The organism is Nostoc sp. ATCC 53789 (assembly GCF_009873495.1).
GTDB classification, from domain to species: domain Bacteria; phylum Cyanobacteriota; class Cyanobacteriia; order Cyanobacteriales; family Nostocaceae; genus Nostoc; species Nostoc muscorum_A.
The window spans coordinates 3797271-3816969 of the sequence record NZ_CP046703.1; the positions used below are offsets into that span (position 1 = coordinate 3797271).

13 protein-coding genes are annotated in these 19699 nt (G+C 43.1%); 4 read left to right on the forward strand and 9 right to left on the reverse strand.

Features of this window, described 5'->3' with window-relative positions:
- The 3 genes from GJB62_RS15660 to GJB62_RS15670 form a co-directional block, all read right to left on the reverse strand.
- Entirely contained in the window at window positions 1-255 is a 255-nt protein-coding gene (locus GJB62_RS15660; protein WP_114083097.1) for a TIGR03643 family protein, read from the reverse strand.
- A 39-nt stretch (window positions 256-294) separates the two neighbouring features.
- Entirely contained in the window at window positions 295-2097 is a 1803-nt protein-coding gene (locus GJB62_RS15665; protein WP_114083098.1) for an ABC transporter ATP-binding protein, read from the reverse strand.
- Window positions 2098-2332: 235 nt separating this feature from the next.
- Window positions 2333-4126, reverse strand: coding sequence for an ABC transporter ATP-binding protein (locus GJB62_RS15670; protein WP_114083099.1), 1794 nt, complete (start codon window positions 4124-4126; stop codon window positions 2333-2335).
- A 187-nt stretch (window positions 4127-4313) separates the two neighbouring features.
- On the opposite strand from GJB62_RS15670, the gene GJB62_RS15675 reads away from it, so the two are divergent.
- Window positions 4314-5378, forward strand: coding sequence for an L-histidine N(alpha)-methyltransferase (locus tag GJB62_RS15675; RefSeq protein ID WP_181852874.1), 1065 nt, complete (start codon window positions 4314-4316; stop codon window positions 5376-5378).
- A gap of 441 nt (window positions 5379-5819) precedes the next feature.
- On the opposite strand, the gene GJB62_RS15680 is transcribed toward GJB62_RS15675, so the two are convergent.
- Window positions 5820-6032 carry a type II toxin-antitoxin system HicB family antitoxin gene (locus tag GJB62_RS15680; RefSeq protein WP_114083101.1) on the reverse strand — a complete coding sequence of 71 codons (213 nt, stop codon included), beginning with the start codon at window positions 6030-6032 and terminating at the stop codon, window positions 5820-5822.
- Complete coding sequence (locus tag GJB62_RS15685; RefSeq protein ID WP_114083102.1) at window positions 6016-6282, reverse strand: type II toxin-antitoxin system HicA family toxin; 267 nt, start codon at window positions 6280-6282, stop codon at window positions 6016-6018. The genes GJB62_RS15680 and GJB62_RS15685 overlap by 17 nt, the downstream gene beginning before the upstream one ends.
- A gap of 494 nt (window positions 6283-6776) precedes the next feature.
- Between GJB62_RS15685 and GJB62_RS15690 the strand changes: the two genes are divergently transcribed.
- Window positions 6777-7547: a pentapeptide repeat-containing protein gene (locus tag GJB62_RS15690; RefSeq protein WP_114083103.1), complete on the forward strand. Its 771-nt coding sequence runs from the start codon at window positions 6777-6779 to the stop codon at window positions 7545-7547.
- Between the two features lie 92 nt (window positions 7548-7639).
- Window positions 7640-8833: a Coenzyme F420 hydrogenase/dehydrogenase, beta subunit C-terminal domain gene (locus GJB62_RS15695; RefSeq protein ID WP_114083104.1), complete on the forward strand. Its 1194-nt coding sequence runs from the start codon at window positions 7640-7642 to the stop codon at window positions 8831-8833.
- A gap of 195 nt (window positions 8834-9028) precedes the next feature.
- Here GJB62_RS15695 and GJB62_RS15700 read toward each other — a convergent pair whose 3' ends face one another.
- From GJB62_RS15700 to GJB62_RS15715, 4 genes are all read right to left on the reverse strand, one after another.
- Complete coding sequence (locus GJB62_RS15700; protein ID WP_114083105.1) at window positions 9029-10939, reverse strand: ABC transporter ATP-binding protein; 1911 nt, start codon at window positions 10937-10939, stop codon at window positions 9029-9031.
- A 372-nt stretch (window positions 10940-11311) separates the two neighbouring features.
- On the reverse strand, window positions 11312-11920 hold the full coding sequence (locus tag GJB62_RS15705; RefSeq protein ID WP_114083106.1) for a hypothetical protein: 609 nt from the start codon (window positions 11918-11920) through the stop codon (window positions 11312-11314).
- A 201-nt stretch (window positions 11921-12121) separates the two neighbouring features.
- Complete coding sequence (locus GJB62_RS15710) at window positions 12122-13855, reverse strand: R3H domain-containing nucleic acid-binding protein (RefSeq protein WP_114083107.1); 1734 nt, start codon at window positions 13853-13855, stop codon at window positions 12122-12124.
- A 156-nt stretch (window positions 13856-14011) separates the two neighbouring features.
- Window positions 14012-15178: a circadian clock protein LdpA gene (locus GJB62_RS15715; RefSeq protein WP_114083108.1), complete on the reverse strand. Its 1167-nt coding sequence runs from the start codon at window positions 15176-15178 to the stop codon at window positions 14012-14014.
- 161 nt (window positions 15179-15339) lie between these two features.
- Between GJB62_RS15715 and GJB62_RS15720 the strand changes: the two genes are divergently transcribed.
- Window positions 15340-19698, forward strand: a complete 4359-nt coding sequence (locus tag GJB62_RS15720) for a PAS domain-containing protein (protein ID WP_159402522.1) — start codon at window positions 15340-15342, stop codon at window positions 19696-19698.
- The last annotated feature ends 1 nt before the right edge of the window (window position 19699 follow it).

The window sequence follows — 19699 nt, forward strand, 5'->3', positions numbered from 1 at the left end:
TTACGTTTTTTGATTGTGCGATTTAAACCGACCTGCAATAAATTCTCGCTTAGATAAATGTTTTGTATTGCGTTTGGTAACTCGCTTTCGCCACATCTGAAAACTAGATTCTTTCATTTCACGCCTCATTAAGGCAATTACCTGTTTCTCCAGCAGTCCAAACTGAGCCTCAATCGCATCAAAAGATGTTCTATCTTCCCATGCCATCTCAATAATGCGATTTATAGTTTCTGAATCGAGGTTAGGTAGCTTCATTCCTTTTCTGACAATTGGTAAATTTGAGATACATATATTTTACTTTTCGTTTTGAAGAACCGTTGTGTCTGCTGCTGCACCCAGTTGTAGACCATAGAGGTTGGCGTATACACCTTGCCGATTGATGAGTTCGGCGTGAGTACCTTGCTCTACAATTTGTCCCTGCTGAATTACTAATACCTGATCTGCCTGGGTAACTGTGCTAAGGCGGTGGGCAATTACGAAACTGGTACGACCTTGCAGCAAACGAGCGATCGCACTTTGTACTAGCGCTTCTGTGCGCGTGTCAATGCTGCTGGTGGCTTCATCAAGAATCAGAATTCGTGGGTTAATTAATACCGCACGAGCAATACTGATCAGTTGTCGTTGTCCCTGGCTCAGGGGCGCTCCTCGTTCACCCAATTGGGTTGTATAGCCTTGTGGTAGTGAGGTAATGAACTCATGTACATTTGCCAGTTGTGCAGCCGCTTCGATGTCAGCTTGGGTCGTATGAGGAGCGCCAAAGGCAATGTTTTCGGCGACAGTACCACTGAACAGAATATTATCTTGTAAAACGATGCCAATTTGACGGCGCAGACTTGCTTGGGTAACACTCCGCACATCAATATCATCAATTTTTACTGCACCACCAGATACATCGTAGAAGCGCAAAATCAAGTTAATAATTGTACTTTTTCCCGAACCGGTCGGCCCGACTAATGCAATCATCTGCCCTGGATAGGCGTGCAAATTCACCCCTTTGAGAACCAATTGATCTGGGTTATAGCCAAACTTGACATTCTCAAATCTCACTTCCCCCTGAATCGGCGGCATTTCTGTCGCATCGGGTGCATCTTTGAGTTCTGACGGTTCATCTAGTAATAGAAAGATTCGCTCTAATCCGGCGAAGGCAGATTGAGCTTGGGTGTAAAACTGGCTGAGAATCTGGATAGGGCGGAAGAACTGCTGGACGTAAAGTAAAAAGGATGTCACCACGCCCACTGTTACAGCCCCAGTGACGGCAAGATAGCCACCATAAGCCAGTACACCTGCGGTTGCGAGTGTGTTGAGAAAATCGATGGAGGGCAAAAAGGCCGAAGTAATTGCTACAGCTTCGACGTTGGCATCACGATTAGCAGCGTTAAGAACGTCAAATTGGGCGATGTTTGTCTGTACCCGATTAAATGCCTGTGCTTCTCTGACACTGCCAATATCTTCTTCCAACTTGGCGGAAAGCTCCCCAATGGTCTGTCGGGTAACGCGAAACCTGGCTCTTGCCCAACGTGCAAACAAACTTGTGGTAAAAATCATCAGTGGCACAACCAGGTTGCTCAATAAGCCAAGTTGCAGGTTGATTGAGAGCATGGCAATGATGATACCAACCAAACTGAAAATGTTGCCTAGCATTTGGGCGATCGTCAGTCCAAATGCCTGATTCACAGTATTGACATCATTCAGCAGACGGCTCATTAAATCGCCCGCTTCGCTGCGATCGAAAAAGCTGAGGGGCAGACTTTGGATTTTGAGAAAAATATCTTGCCTCAGTTGAGCCAATAATCGCTGCATAATCCAGCCGACTCGAATAATTTGACCCCGGATTGCTAAAACGCCAAGTCCGTAGTTCAGCGCTAGTAGACCTAATAACAGTAGGAGTCCCTGTAAATTACCTTTTTCAATTAGGCGATCGATTGACCAACCAAGGAAAAATGGCCCAATTGCCTGGGTTACAGCACCAATAAATACTAATGTCAGGGCGATGGGAATTTCTTTGCGATAAAGTAGCAGGTATTGCAAAAAGCGCCGCAGGGTAGAAAGTTGCTTACTCGCCTGCTCAGATGCAACAACGGGAATAGTGCTTCTCATAGCAATTTTAAATTTTGGATTTTGGACTTCGACTTCGCTCAGTCGAACGATTTTGGATTACAAGGTCTTTGCTTTTAATTAGTTGTTATAAAAGTCTCGAACAAGACTATTTATTAATACGGTTCAGTTAAGGCTTAACTCTTTGTCAAAGTCAATTTTTTTAACGAACCGCTAAGGACGCAAAGGACGCTAAGTAAAAGAAGGAAGAAATACTTAACTGAAGTGGATTAGTTATTTATCTTAGTTTTGCATCGTTTTTTTCTTTCGCCTTTACCTGAGATTCCAAAATTGCACCGTAGAGGGGGCTGGTTTCCATCAATTCTTCGTGAGTGCCTTGGGCGACTAATCGACCTTTATCCATCAGAAAAATCCGATCGGCATTCTTGACGGTGCTAATGCGTTGAGCTACTACAAAAGTTGTACAAGCTTTTTGGCGCATTAAGCCATCTAGTTCGGCTTGAATATGGGCAGCAGTTTTGGCATCTACGGCCGAGGTACTATCATCCAAAATCAGAATACTGTAATCGGTTAGTAAGGTTCGAGCGATCGCAATTCTTTGTTTTTGTCCACCAGATAAGCCTACGCCCCGTTCACCCACAATCGTCTCGTAGCCATCGGGTAAACTGATAATAAAATCGTGCATTTGGGCGGTTTTTGCAACCTCAATCACTTGCTCTAGGGTTGCATCGGGTTTAGCGTAGGCAATATTTTCGCGGATTGTGCCAGAGAAAAGGGTGGTTTCCTGAAATACAATACCAATTCGCGATCGCAGGCTTTTGAGTGTGAAATCTTTGACATCTCGTCCGTCAATGCGAACTGCTCCCCCTGTAACATCATAAAAACGGGCAAGCAAGTTCATAATTGTGCTTTTCCCGGAACCAGTCATTCCGAGAACGGCGATTAGCTCTTTGGGCTTTGTTTCAAAGGAAACTTCTTTGAGGGTTTCAGTGGTGGCTCCTGGATAGCGAAAGGAAACATTTTCAAAGGTGATTCTACCAACGCAGGTGTCGAATGGAACAGCACCGGGGCGATCGCGAATTTCTACTTCTGCATCGACAACTTCATAGACTCGTTCAGCAGAAGCGGCTGATTGAGCGATCGCAGGTGCAGCAAATCCAATCAACAAAATTGGTTGGAGAATCAACGCCAAATAGGAGTTAAACGCCACCAGTTCGCCAATAGAAAATCTACGCCCAATTACCTGCGCTCCCCCATAGCCGAAAACTGCCAGTGTGACAAAGTTACTCAGCAAAAAGATAAAGGGGAAGGTATTATGGATGGCGCTAATGGTCTTCATGTTTGCCCTAACTAGACCATCATTTAGGGTTGTGTAACGCGACCTTTCGGCTGATTCCCGGACAAAGGCTTTCACTACCCGTATTCCTAACAAGTTCTCTTGCAATACGGCATTGAGGTCGCTTAATTGTTCTTGTACTTGGCGAAAAAGTTTGTTATTCCGACCGACAAATCTTGCCATCAACCATGCTGATATGGGCACTGCTGTTAGGGTAATCAGTGCTAGTTCCCAGTTCATCACCAGCAAAATTACTGCAATAGTTACCAGTGTGACAACTCCACCAATGACCTGAATTAAGCTAGTACCAACAAAGGTACGGATCTGCTCAATATCGCTGGTGACACGGGTTAAGAGTTGGGAAGTCTGCGCTTGGTCATGATAGCTGAAACTAAGATTTTGAATTTTGCTGAAAATCTTGTTTCGCAGGTCATAAGCTACACCCTGAGAGGCTGCTTCTGCTAAATAGCTTTGTCCAAAGTTAAATAAACCACGAGCGATCGCGGCGAGTACCATCCAGGCGGCGCTGTACAGCACAACTTGGAGGTTTTTTTGGGTAATACCCTGATCGATTCCCCATCTAAATAGTTGTGGGGTAACGGCATTTGCGATCGTCAACAGTAACAGGCTGACCAATGCTCCTAACGAAGTCCATCGGTAAGTGCTTAAACTTTTCAGCACACGCTGCATTGACTGTATCGACGAAGTTTCCTGGAGTTTTGGTTGCTGAACCACTAGAATTCACCCCTCTATCTTTGGAAAATTATCTCGCACTTTGATTGTAAAAAAACAACTGGTCAATGGGGAATATGAAATCTATTTATGATGAAAAGTTTAAATTTCGGTTCAAATTTGGGGACAACGGCATGGGAAGATACATCTTTGGCAAGCAAATACCGAAGAAAAGCAAAGAACAAGAATAATGGCTCAAAATTTTCATGACAATTCCCAAGTTTCCTCAGAGATGTCAACTGCTATCAGTCGCACAGCAAAGCCAAGTTCTGAGTTCTACTCTATTTTTTCGGAAGAAGAAATTTTAGGAATCATTTTTGCTTTAGAAATGAGACGAGAAATCCCATTAAAGTATTCTTATAAAGGGAGAGGTGCAAAAATTTGGGATGATTTTTATCAAAAATATATCATTCCTAGATGGTATCGAACATCCAATGTAGAAATTGAGCTTTTAAAAAATAATTTTAAATATTTTAATGACAATATTAAAAGTGGCGAGAAAATCAATATAGTAGATGTCGGTGCAGGAAACTCTTATCCAGTTAAACACTTTGTTCAAAGACTTAATAAATTAAATAAGGTCAATAAATATGTTGCCTTAGATATTAGTGAAGAATTACTGAATTTATCAAAAAATAATTTTAAAAAATGGTTTCCCAAGGTTGAATTTATCAGTTCTACAATTGACATAGAAAATAATTGTGTACCAAAAACCTTATTTCAAAATAAAGCTGATCTTGAAATTGACAATACAGCAAAAATATTTTTACACTTAGGTGTTACTATTGGAAACCATCAAAATAGGGATAAGGTATTCAAAAACTTTAGAGAGAGCATGGGCAGAAATGATTTCTTAGTGTTCACTAATGAAATTGGATCTAACTCTAAATGGGATGGAAACGTCAGAGGTGGCTGTAAGTATCATGTAGAAGAAATATATGGATGGGTTAAAAATAAGGTTGGGATTGAATCTGAAGATTGCGAATTGGTGAGAAAGTATGATTTAAAAACCGATAGTATAGTTGCTAATATGAGATTTAATCATGATTACACTATAAATTTCAGCCGGATGGGGATAGATAAAAAAATTGAAATCTCTGAAGGTGAAGAAATTACTATTTGGCGACATCATAAATATGAAATGCCTAAGCTTTTGCAAGAATTAGAACGTTCTGGACTGCAACTTATTCAATATAGTACTGACAAATACAAATCACATATCATGGTAATTTGTAAGGTTGCCATTAGTAGCTAACTTTTTCAATTACATGATACCCAAATTTTTTGAGAAGTCGGGTATCTAACTTTTCATGAATGATGCAGAATTGCTATAGATACGATTATGGTAGATGGTGTCAAATATTTTGATTTCAATACGATTTAGTTAGAGCCAAAACCCTTAAATTGCGTAAGTTAGGTTGAGGAACGAAATCAGCCCTTTCAAGGTAGGTAAAAAAATTCCTCTTTAATCTCTTTACTCTGTGTTCTCTGTGCCTCTGCGGTTTAAAAGTAATTTTCTAACCACAGAGGCGCAGAGAGCGCAGAGAGAGAAAAAAAAGAGTTTTACCAGCCACCTTGAAATGGCTAGGAACGAAATCCAACATTTCTGGGGCTTTGTTGGTTTACGCTTTGCTTAACCAAACCTATAACTTTTCTTAACTGAACCGGATTATGTTTGACTTGGTTTTTGTATCAATTAAATATACATCAAACGTGGTCTAGGTTGAGGAACTGAACGCCCTAAATCTTTAGCCGTTTCTATCCATTGCTGTATAACTAATTCTACATTATGCAGGGCTTCTTGATAAGTATCACCGTCAGCAGCACAGCCTGATAATTCTGGTACTTCAGCAATAAAGGCTTGATCTAATTCACTCCAGTAGAGAATAATTTCATACCGAAACATCATTTTTACTTCCTAGCTTATACTTGATAATCACTGCCCGAACTTGTTTAATTTGATAGCTTTTGGCTTTGCCTTTTTTATGTTGCAGGTTCAATATTTCTTCAACATCGGCTTTGAAAAAAATACGATGATCGCCACGAATACGTTCTTCAAAGCCTAGTTTATATAAGAGTTGCCACAGTTGGGCGAAAGGGATGTCTGTATCAGAAGTCCCAGAGAGAATTTTGTCTAAGATTTTGTCTTGCTGACTCACGTTTTTCTGACTGCTTTAATGTTTCTATAGTCTCATATTTATTTAAAATCGGGGAATACAAAAGCAAATCTTTCTTTTTGCCCCTTGACTTGTATACGGCTCCACTGATTTACTTTCTTAAAGGAAATCCTAACTATTTGGATGTCACAGATGCTTGATTTAAAGAGATGTTTTGCACTGAGTTTAGGGTTGTTACCTCATTTTTAACTATTGTGAAGGTACATCATTTTGCTTGATAGTCATAGCTTGGTTATTTTTCTACAATGCGATCGCTTGTTTATAAAATAGAGAAATGCGATCGTATGCCAGACGCAACAAAAGGTATACCTGGCAAACACGGTGTATTAAACCTAACTTATAACCCTTTTACCCAAATTTACAAGTGATATAGGTAACTACAGAGGTCAAATTGTAAAGATTGCTCATATCATAATGCTGAGGTATAAATCCATCTCAGTCAAGGTTGGATATTGAGTAAGAAATATTACGCGAATATGAAGAACCGAATTCTAGGTGTAGCCGCATTTTTAACCACGATTAGTTTGACAACAAGCGTACAAGCAGCAAATTCTGAACATATTAGCCAATTATTGGCAACCAAGCAATGTCAAAACTGTGATTTGACTAATGCAGGTTTAGTAATGGCTGACTTATCTGGAGCTAATTTGAGCGGGGCTAATCTCACAGGTGCTAACCTTAGCCGTGCAAACTTGAGCGGCGCAGATTTGCGGGGTGCAAACTTGAGTGGCGCTAGTTTATTTGGTGTTAATCTGAGCGAAGCTAAATTTAGCGGGGCAAATTTGGCGGGTGCTGATTTGAGAAATACTTATCTAGCAAATGCAGAAATGAAGGGTGCTTACTTGAATGGTGCTAACTTCCAAGGTGCAGTTGGTATACCATCACAAATTGCTTCACCAGAAGAATTTTATGCTTTGGGTGTAGCGGAAGGTCAAAAAGGCAACCAACAGCAAGCAATCAGTTATTTTAATCAAGCGATCGCTATTAAACCAGAATATGCTGGTGCTTATTTAGCTCGTGGTGTCGCCCGTTACCAAATACTAGATAGACAAGGTGCATTCCAAGATGCCCAAGTTGCTGAAAAATTGTTTACATCCCAAAACAATGGCCCTGGAACACAAACAGCCCAAGCCTTTATTAAAGAACTGCAAACACCTGTAAATGATAAGGTAAGCCCTGGTAAACCCAGTTTTGTTGACTTTTTGGGAAGCCTTGGCTCAGTCTTACTCCAGTTCTTCCCTTTCTGAGTGCTTTCTTTTTGAGGAGGAGAGTTGAAAGAATTCATAGCCAGTAAAGGTATTGTAATAAAAGCGATTACTGGATAAAACAAAAAATTTATATGACCTCAGTTTCTCCTCACAAAAAAGCCAAAGCCTTAAAACCTACCAGCCGCCGCCCTGCTAAAGAACTTTGTAGCGAGTGCGGACTATGCGATACATACTATATTCACTATGTCAAGGAAGCCTGCGCTTTTATTAATCAGCAAATAGGCGAACTTGAAGAAGAAACGCACACGCGATCGCGCCATCTCGACAACCCTGATGAGCTATACTTTGGTGTCCACCAAGACATGATGGCGGCGCGAAAACAGCAGCCCATCGAAGGCGCACAATGGACGGGTATTGTTAGCAGCATTGCGATTGAAATGCTCAATCGCGGCTTAGTTGAAGGTGTCGTCTGTGTGCAAAACACCAAAGAAGACCGCTTTCAACCCATGCCCATCATCGCCCGTACTCCAGAAGAAATACTAGCAGCGCGGGTAAATAAACCAACGCTTTCCCCTAACCTTTCCGTATTGGAACAGATAGAAAAATCGGGGATGAAGCGGCTATTAGTAATTGGTGTTGGTTGCCAAATCCAGGCGCTACGAGCCGTAGAAAAACAACTGGGTTTAGAAAAGCTGTATGTTTTGGGTACACCCTGCGTAGATAATGTTAACCGCGCCGGATTGCAAAAATTCTTAGAAACAACTAGCCGATCCCCAGAAACAGTTGTGCATTACGAATTCATGCAAGACTTCCGAGTTCACTTCAAACATGAGGATGGCTCATCAGAAACAGTGCCTTTCTTTGGCTTGAAGACCAACAAACTTAAAGATGTCTTTGCCCCATCCTGTATGAGTTGCTTTGATTACGTCAACTCCCTAGCCGATTTAGTTGTTGGCTACATGGGCGCACCCTTCGGCTGGCAATGGATTGTAGTTAGAAATGACACTGGTAAGGAAATGCTAGATTTGGTGCAAGACCAGTTAGACACCCAACCAGTTACGTCTAAAGGCAACCGCAAGGAAGCTGTACAGCAAAGTATTCCCGCTTACGATAAAGGGGTGACTCTCCCTATGTGGGCGGCAAAATTGATGGGTGTGGTGATCGAAAAAATCGGCCCCAAGGGTTTGGAATATGCGCGTTTTTCCATTGATTCTCACTTTACTCGCAATTATTTATATGTAAAGCGAAATCATCCAGAGAAATTAGAAGAGCATGTTCCAGAGTTTGCCAAGCGTATTGTTGATCAATATAAGTTACCAGAATAAAAATTGGGAATTGGGGATTGGGGATTGGGCATTAGCCTGGATTTCTCACAAGTGAGAAATCCAAGGGGTGTGGGAGGTGTGGGAGGTGTGGGAGGTGTGGGAGGATGAGGAAGAAGTCTTACCCCCCACACTCCCCACACTCCCCACACTCCTCTGCTCCCTGCCCCCTGCTCCCCTGCTCCCCCTGCCCCCTGCTCAGTTGTAACTACTAGCTTGACGAGTAAACATCAGGTGATACTGTCCCCCTAATGCGATTAGTTCATCATGAGTGCCTACCTCAATAATTTGACCGTGTTCTAGGACTACTACTCGGTCTGCTAGTTTTGCTAAGGCGAGACGATGGCTGACTACAACGGCTATTCTCCCCATTGCTAGGGTACGCAAAATGTTGTAAATCTCATGTTCTGTTTTAGGGTCAAGGTTTGCTGTTGGCTCATCAAGTATGAGTAGTTCGGCTGGAGACAGTCGCAACAAAGCACGAGCGATCGCTAATCTCTGCCATTGTCCCCCTGATAGATCAATACCACCTTCTAGCTGTTTGCCTAAAAGGGTTTCTAAACCTTGATCTAGCTTCTCAATTACTCTAGCCAAACCAGCCTCAGCGATCGCTTCCCTAATTGCGGCATCATCCTGCATTTTAGGTAAATCCCCAAAAGCAACATTTTCGCGCACGGTAGTCGGAAAGCGAGCGTAATCTTGCATAACTACATCAATCCGCGATCGCAAATCTTCTAAGGGGAGCGATCGCAAATCTTGTCCATTCCAAATAATCGCACCTTGGCTAGGGTCATAAAGGCGACACAATAGCTTCGCTAAGGTTGTCTTACCAGCACCATTTTCACCTACCAATACAATCATCTCGTTGGGGTGAATTTTTAGATTGATATTTTTCAGGATGGGGCGTGGTTTACCGACGTAGGCATCGCTATTGGGATAGGTAAAAGATAGATTTTTGATGCAAATACCTGTCTGCAATGCTTCACTTGATAAAGCTTGCCGATTCCCATTTCTTTGAAAGTTCTGATTGTTAACAGCCGATTCCTTGACTTTTCCCCATGCCTTTGACTGAGAACCGGATAATTGCGGTTCTAATTCCAAAAGTTGGAAAATGGGCGTTGTTGCCAGTGCAATATCATACAACTCTGACCCGCCAGACATCAAATTATCCAAACTTCGACGCACTTCTAAAATTACCCCAGTGTAAAGCGCCAAATCCCCTAAAGTATGAGTTCCACCTAGCACTCCCTGAACTACGTAAAGATAAGGTAACGCAAAGCCTAAACCACTGAGTAAAGACCAACTAATAACCGCCGTTGTCCCCCGACGGCGAATCTGTTCCATTGCTCTAAAAATGGTGCGGTAAAGTCCGTGCCAACGTTCTAGTAGTAAGGGTTGCAAGCTAAACAAGCGTATTTCTTTGGCGTATATTTCTCCAGTTAAAACCGTTTTATATAAGTTCATTTCCCGAAGAACACTCGCTTGGGTTTTTTCTACCCTCCAAACTTGCTTACGGTATTTCCTTTCTACATACATAGCAGGAGTAACGCAGCTAAACAAAATTAGGGGTATCCACCAAGCAAGCGATACCGAAAGCAGTATGGCTGGGATGAAGATAAAAATTCCCTCTAGCATCATCACAAGCCTGACACAAAGCTCTGGAAGTCGTTGCATTCCCTTTTCGGTCAACTGCAACAAATTGAGCAAATCGGGTGTTTCAAACAGGGCAATATCTTCAAAAGTGGCAACTTTCTCAATCACTTGTCCTTGAATAAAACCTGTAATGCGATCGCGCAGAGAAGTATATACAAAGCTATTGATGTTAGCGATCGCATCACTTACCAAATTCACCAGCAGTGAACCTGCAAGACTGGAGAGTAGCAGAGGTTGGGAAAGTATCAAGGCGATCGCATTCTGCGTTGTTCCCGTACTCAATAAACGGGTAATTTCATCAATGATCGTTTTGTTGAGCCAAATAGCGATCGCTGGGCCTGCACCACCCAACAATGTCAAAATTGCCACATAGCGTAGTTCCTTTGGAACTACTTGCATCACCGTCGTCACACTCCGGCGAAATGCTTGGAATGGAGAAATTTCAATTATTTGCATATATTTTAAAGTAGCAAATAATAGCAAAATTCTCAGACAGACGTTGTGATCTAAATTTCAATCAGTAGAGAGCGATCATACTGCTATCAAGTTAATAGCAGATATGAGCGTAAGCGTAGCCCAAACCAGGCATCGCACACGTGAGTGAGAGAAAATTTTGATAATTAAGCGATAATTTTCCGAAATTGATAATCTAAGTTTGGTAGTAATTACCAGAACACTGATTTATAAATAACTTCTATAACTAGCCTTGGGGAAATATGGCCCCACAAAAACCTGGTCTTCATGACCGGGTTTTTTGGCATTGCTAAATATGTAAATTATGTAGCAATACGGTTCAGATAAGCTTTCTTCCAAAAGCGAAATCCTGCTTCAAGTTGATTGCGATCTAATCATCCACACCAAAATACCTAAAATTTGCTCTACTGGGGGAATTAAGTATTCAGTTAAATCAATAGTAACTGTGCTGTCTTCCAGTTTGAGGAATGTCCACAGATTGCCACTAGTAACACTACCGTAGATAGTAGCAATAGGTTTTTCGTATTTGGCATTAAACCTTTGGGCGGCGATCATTTCTGCGATACACTGTCCCAAACCACCTTTAAGATTTTCCTTTTTAGCTTCTACAATTACCACTGCTGGGGCTTCAATAAATAACTGTTCTGGCGAAACGCTAATCAGAAAGTCGCAAAATCCCGCTAGTCCCACTTCTGGTTCAACGTTAAATTCTTCTCCCGAAAAAAAACTGATTTGTCTGTTGAGAATTTTTCTGACTTCAAACAATATTGGGCTGATAATCAATTCTGATCTAGCTTTCTCAGAACCCATTGCAATTGCTAACTGGATACTTTCTGCTAAAAATTCAGCTAATAGGGGACTAGGTGAAATTGGTTCTATAGAAGGTAAAAATCGCCCACCTTCTACTAAGGTGAGATTAAAGTCTTGTTTTACTTTTCTTAAAGAAAACTCTCTATAGGACATCAAGTGTCTCCTAGTATTCCATCAAGCAAGCCAACAATGCTTGGTAACACAAATTTTTATTTCTCTCTTTTCCTTCTTCCTTCTCTGCGAGACGCTGCGCGAATGCGCTCTTTGCGTCCTTCTCCCAAGGGGAGACGCTAACGCGAATGCGGTTCGTTCCTTTACCCCTCTTTGCACTGCAAAGAGGGGTTGGGGTAGAAGTTACGCTGGATAAATCCGCAATCTTCTATTTGGTTCTTCGCCAAAACTATGCGACTTGAGGCGATAATGTTCTACCAACTCATGTTGCATTTTGCGGACTTGGGGAGAACGCGGTAATAATTCAACTGGCTGTCCTTTCGGAATCACAATTTGCTCAACAGCAAGTCTAGCTTCTTCCAAGGCATCCATCTCATCATCGCTACCACTGTGCAAAAACAGTTGCAGTTCGAGGTCATCGGTCATTTCTGGGTCATCCATGTTCAGCAACCGCCGCAAGCCACGGGTAATTTGCGGAATGGTGCTGGACTTAATCATGTGGATGGGGACATGACGGGCTTTGGCCATTTGGCGTAATTTGGCGTGGTTTTTGACGTGCGATCGCAGTGCTAAAATTGCATCTGCACTATCTATATCTTTTGTCAATACCACAGGTAAAGTTAGCACGCTAATTACCTGTTCTAGTTGATGGCGGCTAACGCCATAAGGGTAAACGTGCAGTGGCAAATCTTCACCATTTGGCCCTGGGTGTCTAGTCGCAGCATCTAAATCAATGCTCTCAGAATAATTGAAGGATTCATCCAGCAATCGATCAAACTCACTACGTCCAGTCACTCGTTCTACAGGCAATTGCGGTAGTGCAACCATTTGCCCTGAAGAACGCCAGCCATTAGATGGTCGTGCCGGTGGGAAAGATTCTTCCACTGTCCCTAACTGTCCACCGCGACCGTTGACAACAGCTAACTGCCTTGTCACCGCAACTTTGCCCTGGTCATCAACGGTTCTCGTTTGTGGGGTAGCCTGACGACCACGCAGCAGATTATCTACTGTGTCAGCAACGCTTTCGTGTACTACCCAGCGTTGGCGTTCCAACATTTCCACAGCAATTTCAAAGGTAGGAGGGGCTTTCCGCTCCAAAACAGTCTTTTGAGAACCTCGCCGTCTGGCTTCGTCGTCTCCCAGCGTCACAGCTTGGATACCCCCAACTAAATCAGCCAGGGTAGGGTTTTTAATCAGATTTTCGATCTGATTCCCGTGGGCAGTACCTACCAACTGTACGCCCCGTTCAGCAATAGTACGAGCCGCTAAAGCTTCCAGTTCCGTGCCAATTTCATCAATGACAATGACTTCTGGCATGTGGTTTTCCACTGCCTCAATCATCACCTGATGCTGTTGTTCTGGATGAGCCACTTGCATCCGCCGGGCGCGACCAATGGCGGGGTGGGCAACATCACCATCTCCAGCGATTTCGTTGGAGGTGTCAATAATCACCACTCGCTTATGCAGATCGTCTGCCAATACACGAGCAATTTCCCGTAAGGCGGTAGTTTTGCCTACACCTGGACGACCGAGCATGAGAATCGATTTACCAGTCTCTACCAAATCGCGGATCATGCCAATGGTTCCGAATACCGCCCGACCAACGCGACAGGTCAAGCCAATAATCTTACCAGTACGGTTGCGGATCGCACTGATCCGATGCAAAGTTTGCTCAATTCCTGCTCGATTATCTCCACCAAAAATTCCGACTCGTTGAATGCAATCATCTATCTGTTCTTGAGTAACGGGTATTTCGCTCAGATACTCAGCTTGATTAGGAAAGCGAGCCTCTGGGCGACGACCCAAATCCAAGACCACTTCTACTAAAATATCTCGTTTGGGATGACTCTCTAGTACTTGTTGCAGGTCTTGGGGCAAAATGTCTAATAACTTTTGGAGATCGTCTGTAATCGTCATGCTTTCTATGGTGACGGAAACAACAGTAAATCAGATACTTTCAGCTTCTAACTGTTCTCAAGCGCTCATTCAATGCTCAAACCTCCTACCTTGACTATACAAACATAAATTAAACATAAGTTACAGTATCTTCTGGTACCTAGTAATTATGCTTAATTAATGCTCACTCTCCATTCTCTGAGATGACTTGATTTGGGAAACGAGAGAATGGGCAAGTTCTACAGCTTGCCAAAGTAATACTTCATCTTCTTCTAGGCAAATAGTCGCCTTCATATTGGTGTTACTTACCTCCTTATTCTCTAACTTTTCGAGAATTGGTGACAGCAGTACACGGGCGTAGCTACCGTAGGCGACCCCGGAAATAGAGGAGGGGGGGGACAAGGGAGAGGGGGGGGACAAGGGGAAATTTCTCCCTTGTCCTCCTTGTCCCCCTCTCTTCAGCAGTCCCATTGCCTTTAACTTAGCAACGGTATAGCTATTTGTGCCGCCTGCTAACTGCACATATCCCGGTAATTTCGCTGCCAAAACTTTCTGCCCTAATTTCACTGCGGCTATTGTCGTACCATCGCCAATATCGCCACTCATAGAACGACCGTCGGTTTGCCAAATTAAAGCACTTTTGAGTGGGGCAATCAGGTCATACACTGCTCTTAGGTAATCAGTCATCCCCTCGCCATCGGGACAGCTAATGGCTAGTACCTTTAATTGATCGGCCCACGGTGAAATTGCCTGCCACAATCGCTGAAATTCTGCCAACCGCCCTACTTGTGTATGGATTTCTACGGCATCTACTCCTGTTGACATTACTAATGGCGCGATCGCTCCTGGCGTTGTCACGTATGAAGCTGTATAAATTATACCATAAGGACAAATTGGGATGCAACGACCGCAGCCATAACATTTTTCGGATACTACTCCTGAAAAATCTTCTTTGATATTGTCAAATACGATTGCTTGTGCCGGACAAATCCGTTCACAGGGTCTAGGGCAGTCTCTAGGACACTCAGTAGGATTAAATTCTGCTTTGCGAAAATGGGGGTCTTCTCCATCGTTTAGGCTGACCATTAAAAAGGGTAAGTTGCCTTTGTAGTCAAAGCCTCGCTGTTGGGCATCTTGAGCTAGAGTTTTAGCTACTTGTAGCCCTGCTTGCGCTGCTGCAATCACTGCTGGATCAGCTGCAACATCTATGCAGTCAGCGCCCGCCAAAGTATAGGCTAACGTTAAATTTCTGACTGCCGGCAAATGCTGGAAGCTAGCTCCGCAGATGAGCTTGAACCAGTCACCTTGTTTGAGAGATTGTAAAGGTACGAACAGATCAGTCACTATTCTATTATGCGTTTATGCGACTAAAAATAGTAGTCTGTAATCAAGAAAAAATCCGGATTTCCAAAATTAGAGATTGGGAATGGGGCATTGGGTATTGGCTATTATTGATTATTCATTCTTCTCTCCTACTGCCGCAGCTTTCTGAGGAGCTGAGATACATGACAGTCAATGCAATAACTGTATTTTTTGTAGAAGACTCTGCTGAAGACAGAGCTTTGTATCGGCGCTTCCTAGAGCGGGACGATCGCTACACTTATAATATTTACGAATTTGAGTCTGGAAATAAGGCGCTACAAGCTTGCCAAGGGAAAATACCGGATGTGATTTTGTTGGACTATCGATTACCAGATTTAGATGGGCTGGAATTTCTTACTAAGCTACAGAGGCAAACTTCCAGCAGTCAAATTTCAGTAATTATGGTCACTGGACAGGGAAATGAAACGATCGCAGTCCAAGCTCTCAAGAGTGGAGCCCATGATTATCTAGTTAAGGGAAAACTGACCCGAGAAAATTTCTGCCGAACGATTCATGGGGCGATCAAGCACAAGCAGCTAATGCAGCAGCTAGAACAGCAGCAGGAACAACAACGCCTAGTAGGAGCGATCGCTCTGCATATCCGCAAATCTTTGCAGCTTCAAGACATTCTTACTACTAGTGTTCAACAAGTCCGCCAGTTATTGGGTGCCGATCGGGTACTGGTATATCAATTCACTCCCCTTATGCAGGGTTGTATCGTATCAGAGTCGGTGTTACCTGAATGGAAACCAAGCTTGGGACTGGAGATTGAAGATACCTGTTTTCAACAAAGCCAAGGGGAAAAATACCGCCGAGGAAAAATTTGGACAACTACGAACATCTACGAAGCGGGTTTAAGTGAGTGCCATCTGCAATTATTAGAACAATTTCAGGTAAAGGCGAATTTAGTTGTCCCCATTCTGGTAGAAAACATTGAGACTTCAGCAGTTGAACTCTGGGGGCTATTTATTGTGCATCAATGTTCTGCTCCCCGGCAATGGCAGGCATTTGAGGTGGAATTGCTCAACCAACTGACTGTACAATTAGCGATCGCCATCCAACAAGCCCAACTTTACCGTAACCTCCAAACCCTCAACACCGAGTTAGAAGCCAAAGTACACGAACGCACTACCAAATTGCAAGAAAGCGATCGCCGATTCCGCGCTATCTTTAACAACACTTTCCAATTCACAGGACTGCTAACGCCATCTGGTATTTTACTGGAGGCTAACCAGACTGCACTTAGTTTTGGCGGACTTCAGTTGGAAGATGTGATCGATCGCCCTTTTTGGGAAGCACACTGGTGGACAATTTCACCCCAAACTCAAGAAGAATTAAAACAAGCGATCGCTCATGCTGCAAAGGGAAAGTTTGTCCGCTATGAAGTTGATGTTCTCGGTGCAAATGAGCGAGTAGCAACAATCGATTTTTCACTGCGTCCGCTTCAAGACGAGACAGGTAAAGTCGTTTTGTTGATTCCAGAAGGGCGAGATATCACTGAACGCAAACAAACCGAACTCGTTTTGCATGAGCGTAAAGTGATGTTGCACTTGATTGGAGATAATCTGCCCAATGGTGCAGTTTATCGGGTGATCCGCGAACTGGATGGGAGCGATCGCTTTTCTTATCTGAGTGGGGGCATTGAAAGACTAATGGAAGTCAAAGTAGAAGATGCACTCAGAGATTCATCTCTGCTTTATCGGCAGTTTATCCCAGAGGATATTCCCCGTCTACAGGAAGCCGTTGAAGAGTCCCGGCTAAATCTGTCTGTCTTTGATATTCAATTACGAATCCGAACGCCTAGTGGTCAACTCAAATGGTTCCATTTTCGTTCTACACCACGCCAGTTGCAGGATGGGCGTGTGGCTTGGGATGGACTAGTGGTGGATGTCACCGACCTCAAAAACAGTGAAGAAACCTTACGCAAAAGTCAAGCCCTGCTAGAAGAATCACAGCGAGTTGCTCGCCTTGGTAATTGGGAGTTTGAACTTGCCAGTGGCAAAATTACCTGGTCAAAGGGGCTTTTTGATCTCTTCAATCGAGAATTCGCACTTCTTGAACCAAGCTATGAAGAAAATCTGCAATTGTATCACCCTGAAGATCGGGAGAAATTGCACCAAGCAGTTGAGCGGGCGATCGCCACTGGTGAGTCCTACAAACAAATTCTTCGTGTCCCCCAGAATGGCTCTAACCGCTATTTTGAGGGCATTGGATATGTAGAATTCAACGCCGATGGAGAGGTAATTCGCCTTTATGGTACTGCCCAAGATGTCACCGAACGGGAAATTGCGCTACGCGATCGCCAAAAAGCGGAAGAAACCTTGCGCCAAAGTGAGGAACGACTACAATTAGCACTTGAAGCTTCTGGGGATGGCTTGTGGGACTGGAATATTATCACTGGAGAAGTGTATTACAGCCGCCGCTATTTAGAAATGCTCGGATACAGCTTTGATGAAGTTCCACAGGATTGGAGTACTTGGGAGCAATTAGTTCATCCAGATGATTTACCTTGGGTTGAAGAAATCTTGGCAGCCCACCTCAAGGATAGTTCAGTACGATACAAATTTGACTATAGACTCAGAACTAAGTCTGGCGAATGGAAATGGATTGCCAACTACGGTAAGGTTGTCATCCGAGATGAAAAGGGTAATCCTTTGCGGATGACTGGCACTCATCGGGATATCAGCGATGTCTACGATGAGCTTCGCTTACGCCAACAAACCGAAGCAGCCTTAGCTAGAAGTGAAGAACAACTAAGGCTAACCTTAGAATTTAACCACATCGGTCTTTGGGATTGGAATGTTGAAACAGGGGAAGTTCTCTGGAATAACAACCATTTTCGTTTGTTAGGTTTAAAGCCAGAAACGTCAGCAGCCTATCAACTATGGCGCGATTGTGTTCATCCAGAGGATGTTGAGCGAATTGAACAGGCTGTATTAAATGCGTTGGCAGAACATATTAATTTTAAAGGTGAATATCGAGTGATTTACCCCGATGGCAAAGTTCACTGGCTCACGGGGAAAGGGCGCGGCGTTTACAACGAAGCAGGCGACCCTGTACGGATGCTGGGCGTGATCATTGATATCAGCGATCGCAAGGTTCTGGAGCGAGAACTGGCTCACAAGCAAAAGTTATTGGATGCCTTCATCAATAGCGCACCTGTTGGTGTAAGCATTCTTGATCGAGAACTGCGTTTTTCATTTGTTAATGAAGCATTGGCAGAAATTAATGGCATTCCCGCAGCAGCGCATATTGGCAAAACACTGCGGGAGATTGTCCCCGATTTGACACCAAAGCTGGAGCAGGTGTTGCAATATGTTTCGACAACGGGTGAACCGATTCTGGATTTGGAAATCACTGGAGAAACCCCAAAACTCCCAGGTGTTATCAGAACTTGGCTAGCTTCCTATTTTCCGATTCAGTCTGAAGCTGATCAACCCATTAGTGTGGGCATTGTTGTAGTTGAAATCAGCGATCGCAAACGCGCTGAACAAATGTTAGAACTGCAAGCAGTAATTACCCGTAACATGGCAGAGGGAATTTGCCTAGTTCGTGCCACAGATGGCATATTTGTCTACACCAATCCTAAATTTGAGCAAATGTTTGGCTATGAACCTGGTGAATTAATCGGTCAGCATGTGTCGATTGTCAACTACGGGGACGAACATACTACACCTGAAGAAGTTAATCAGGCAATTAGCACTGCTATTATTCAAAACGGTGAAGCTACTTATGAAGTTCATAATATTAAGAAAGATGGCACTCCTTTCTGGTGTAGGGCAAACGCTTGTATTTTTGGGCATCTTGAGTATGGAAACGTCCTTGTAGCTGTCCAACAAGATATCACCGAGCATAAGCAAGCAGAGGAAAAAATCAAAGCCTCTCTTAAAGAAAAAGAAGTATTACTTAAAGAAATTCACCATCGGGTGAAAAACAATTTAGGAATTGTCAGCAGTTTGCTGCAAATGCAGTGCAGACGGACACAAGATCCTGTCGTGACATCTGTTTTGCGCGATAGCCAAAACCGCATTGCCTCCATTGCCCTAGTTCATGAAAAACTATACCGATCTGAAGACCTCGCTGATATTGATTTTGCTCAATACATCCCAGATTTAACAACTCATTTATTTGATTCTTATAACGTCAATTCCAGCCAGATTCACCTGAAGATTCAAGTTGATGATGCTAGCCTTGATATCGAAACGGCCATTCCTTGTGGCTTGATTATCAACGAACTGGTTTCTAATGCTTTGAAATATGCCTTTGTCGGTAATATTAGGGGTGAAATTGAGGTTAAGTTTTCTCAAGAATCCGAGTCTATTTTGACACTCATTATTCGAGATAATGGCATTGGTTTACCTGAAAATTTTGATAGTAAGAAAGCTAAAACACTGGGCATAAACCTTGTTCAGGGCTTAGTCAAACAGTTAAGAGGAAAACTCGAAATTGAATCTCATCAGGGAACACAGTTCAAAATTACTTTTACAAACAGCCGGATATAAA

Excerpts from the sequence above, each read along its gene's own strand:
- GJB62_RS15705 (WP_114083106.1), bottom strand. The coding sequence starts at position 11,920 with ATGTCCTATAGAGAGTTTTCTTTAAGAAAAGTAAAACAAGACTTTAAT.
- GJB62_RS15690 (WP_114083103.1), top strand. The coding sequence starts at position 6,777 with ATGAAGAACCGAATTCTAGGTGTAGCCGCATTTTTAACCACGATTAGT.
- GJB62_RS15680 (WP_114083101.1), bottom strand. The coding sequence starts at position 6,032 with ATGATGTTTCGGTATGAAATTATTCTCTACTGGAGTGAATTAGATCAA.
- GJB62_RS15710 (WP_114083107.1), bottom strand. The coding sequence starts at position 13,855 with ATGACGATTACAGACGATCTCCAAAAGTTATTAGACATTTTGCCCCAA.
- GJB62_RS15665 (WP_114083098.1), bottom strand. The coding sequence starts at position 2,097 with ATGAGAAGCACTATTCCCGTTGTTGCATCTGAGCAGGCGAGTAAGCAA.
- GJB62_RS15700 (WP_114083105.1), bottom strand. The coding sequence starts at position 10,939 with ATGCAAATAATTGAAATTTCTCCATTCCAAGCATTTCGCCGGAGTGTG.
- GJB62_RS15675 (WP_181852874.1), top strand. The coding sequence starts at position 4,314 with ATGGCTCAAAATTTTCATGACAATTCCCAAGTTTCCTCAGAGATGTCA.
- GJB62_RS15720 (WP_159402522.1), top strand. The coding sequence starts at position 15,340 with ATGACAGTCAATGCAATAACTGTATTTTTTGTAGAAGACTCTGCTGAA.
- GJB62_RS15695 (WP_114083104.1), top strand. The coding sequence starts at position 7,640 with ATGACCTCAGTTTCTCCTCACAAAAAAGCCAAAGCCTTAAAACCTACC.
- GJB62_RS15660 (WP_114083097.1), bottom strand. The coding sequence starts at position 255 with ATGAAGCTACCTAACCTCGATTCAGAAACTATAAATCGCATTATTGAG.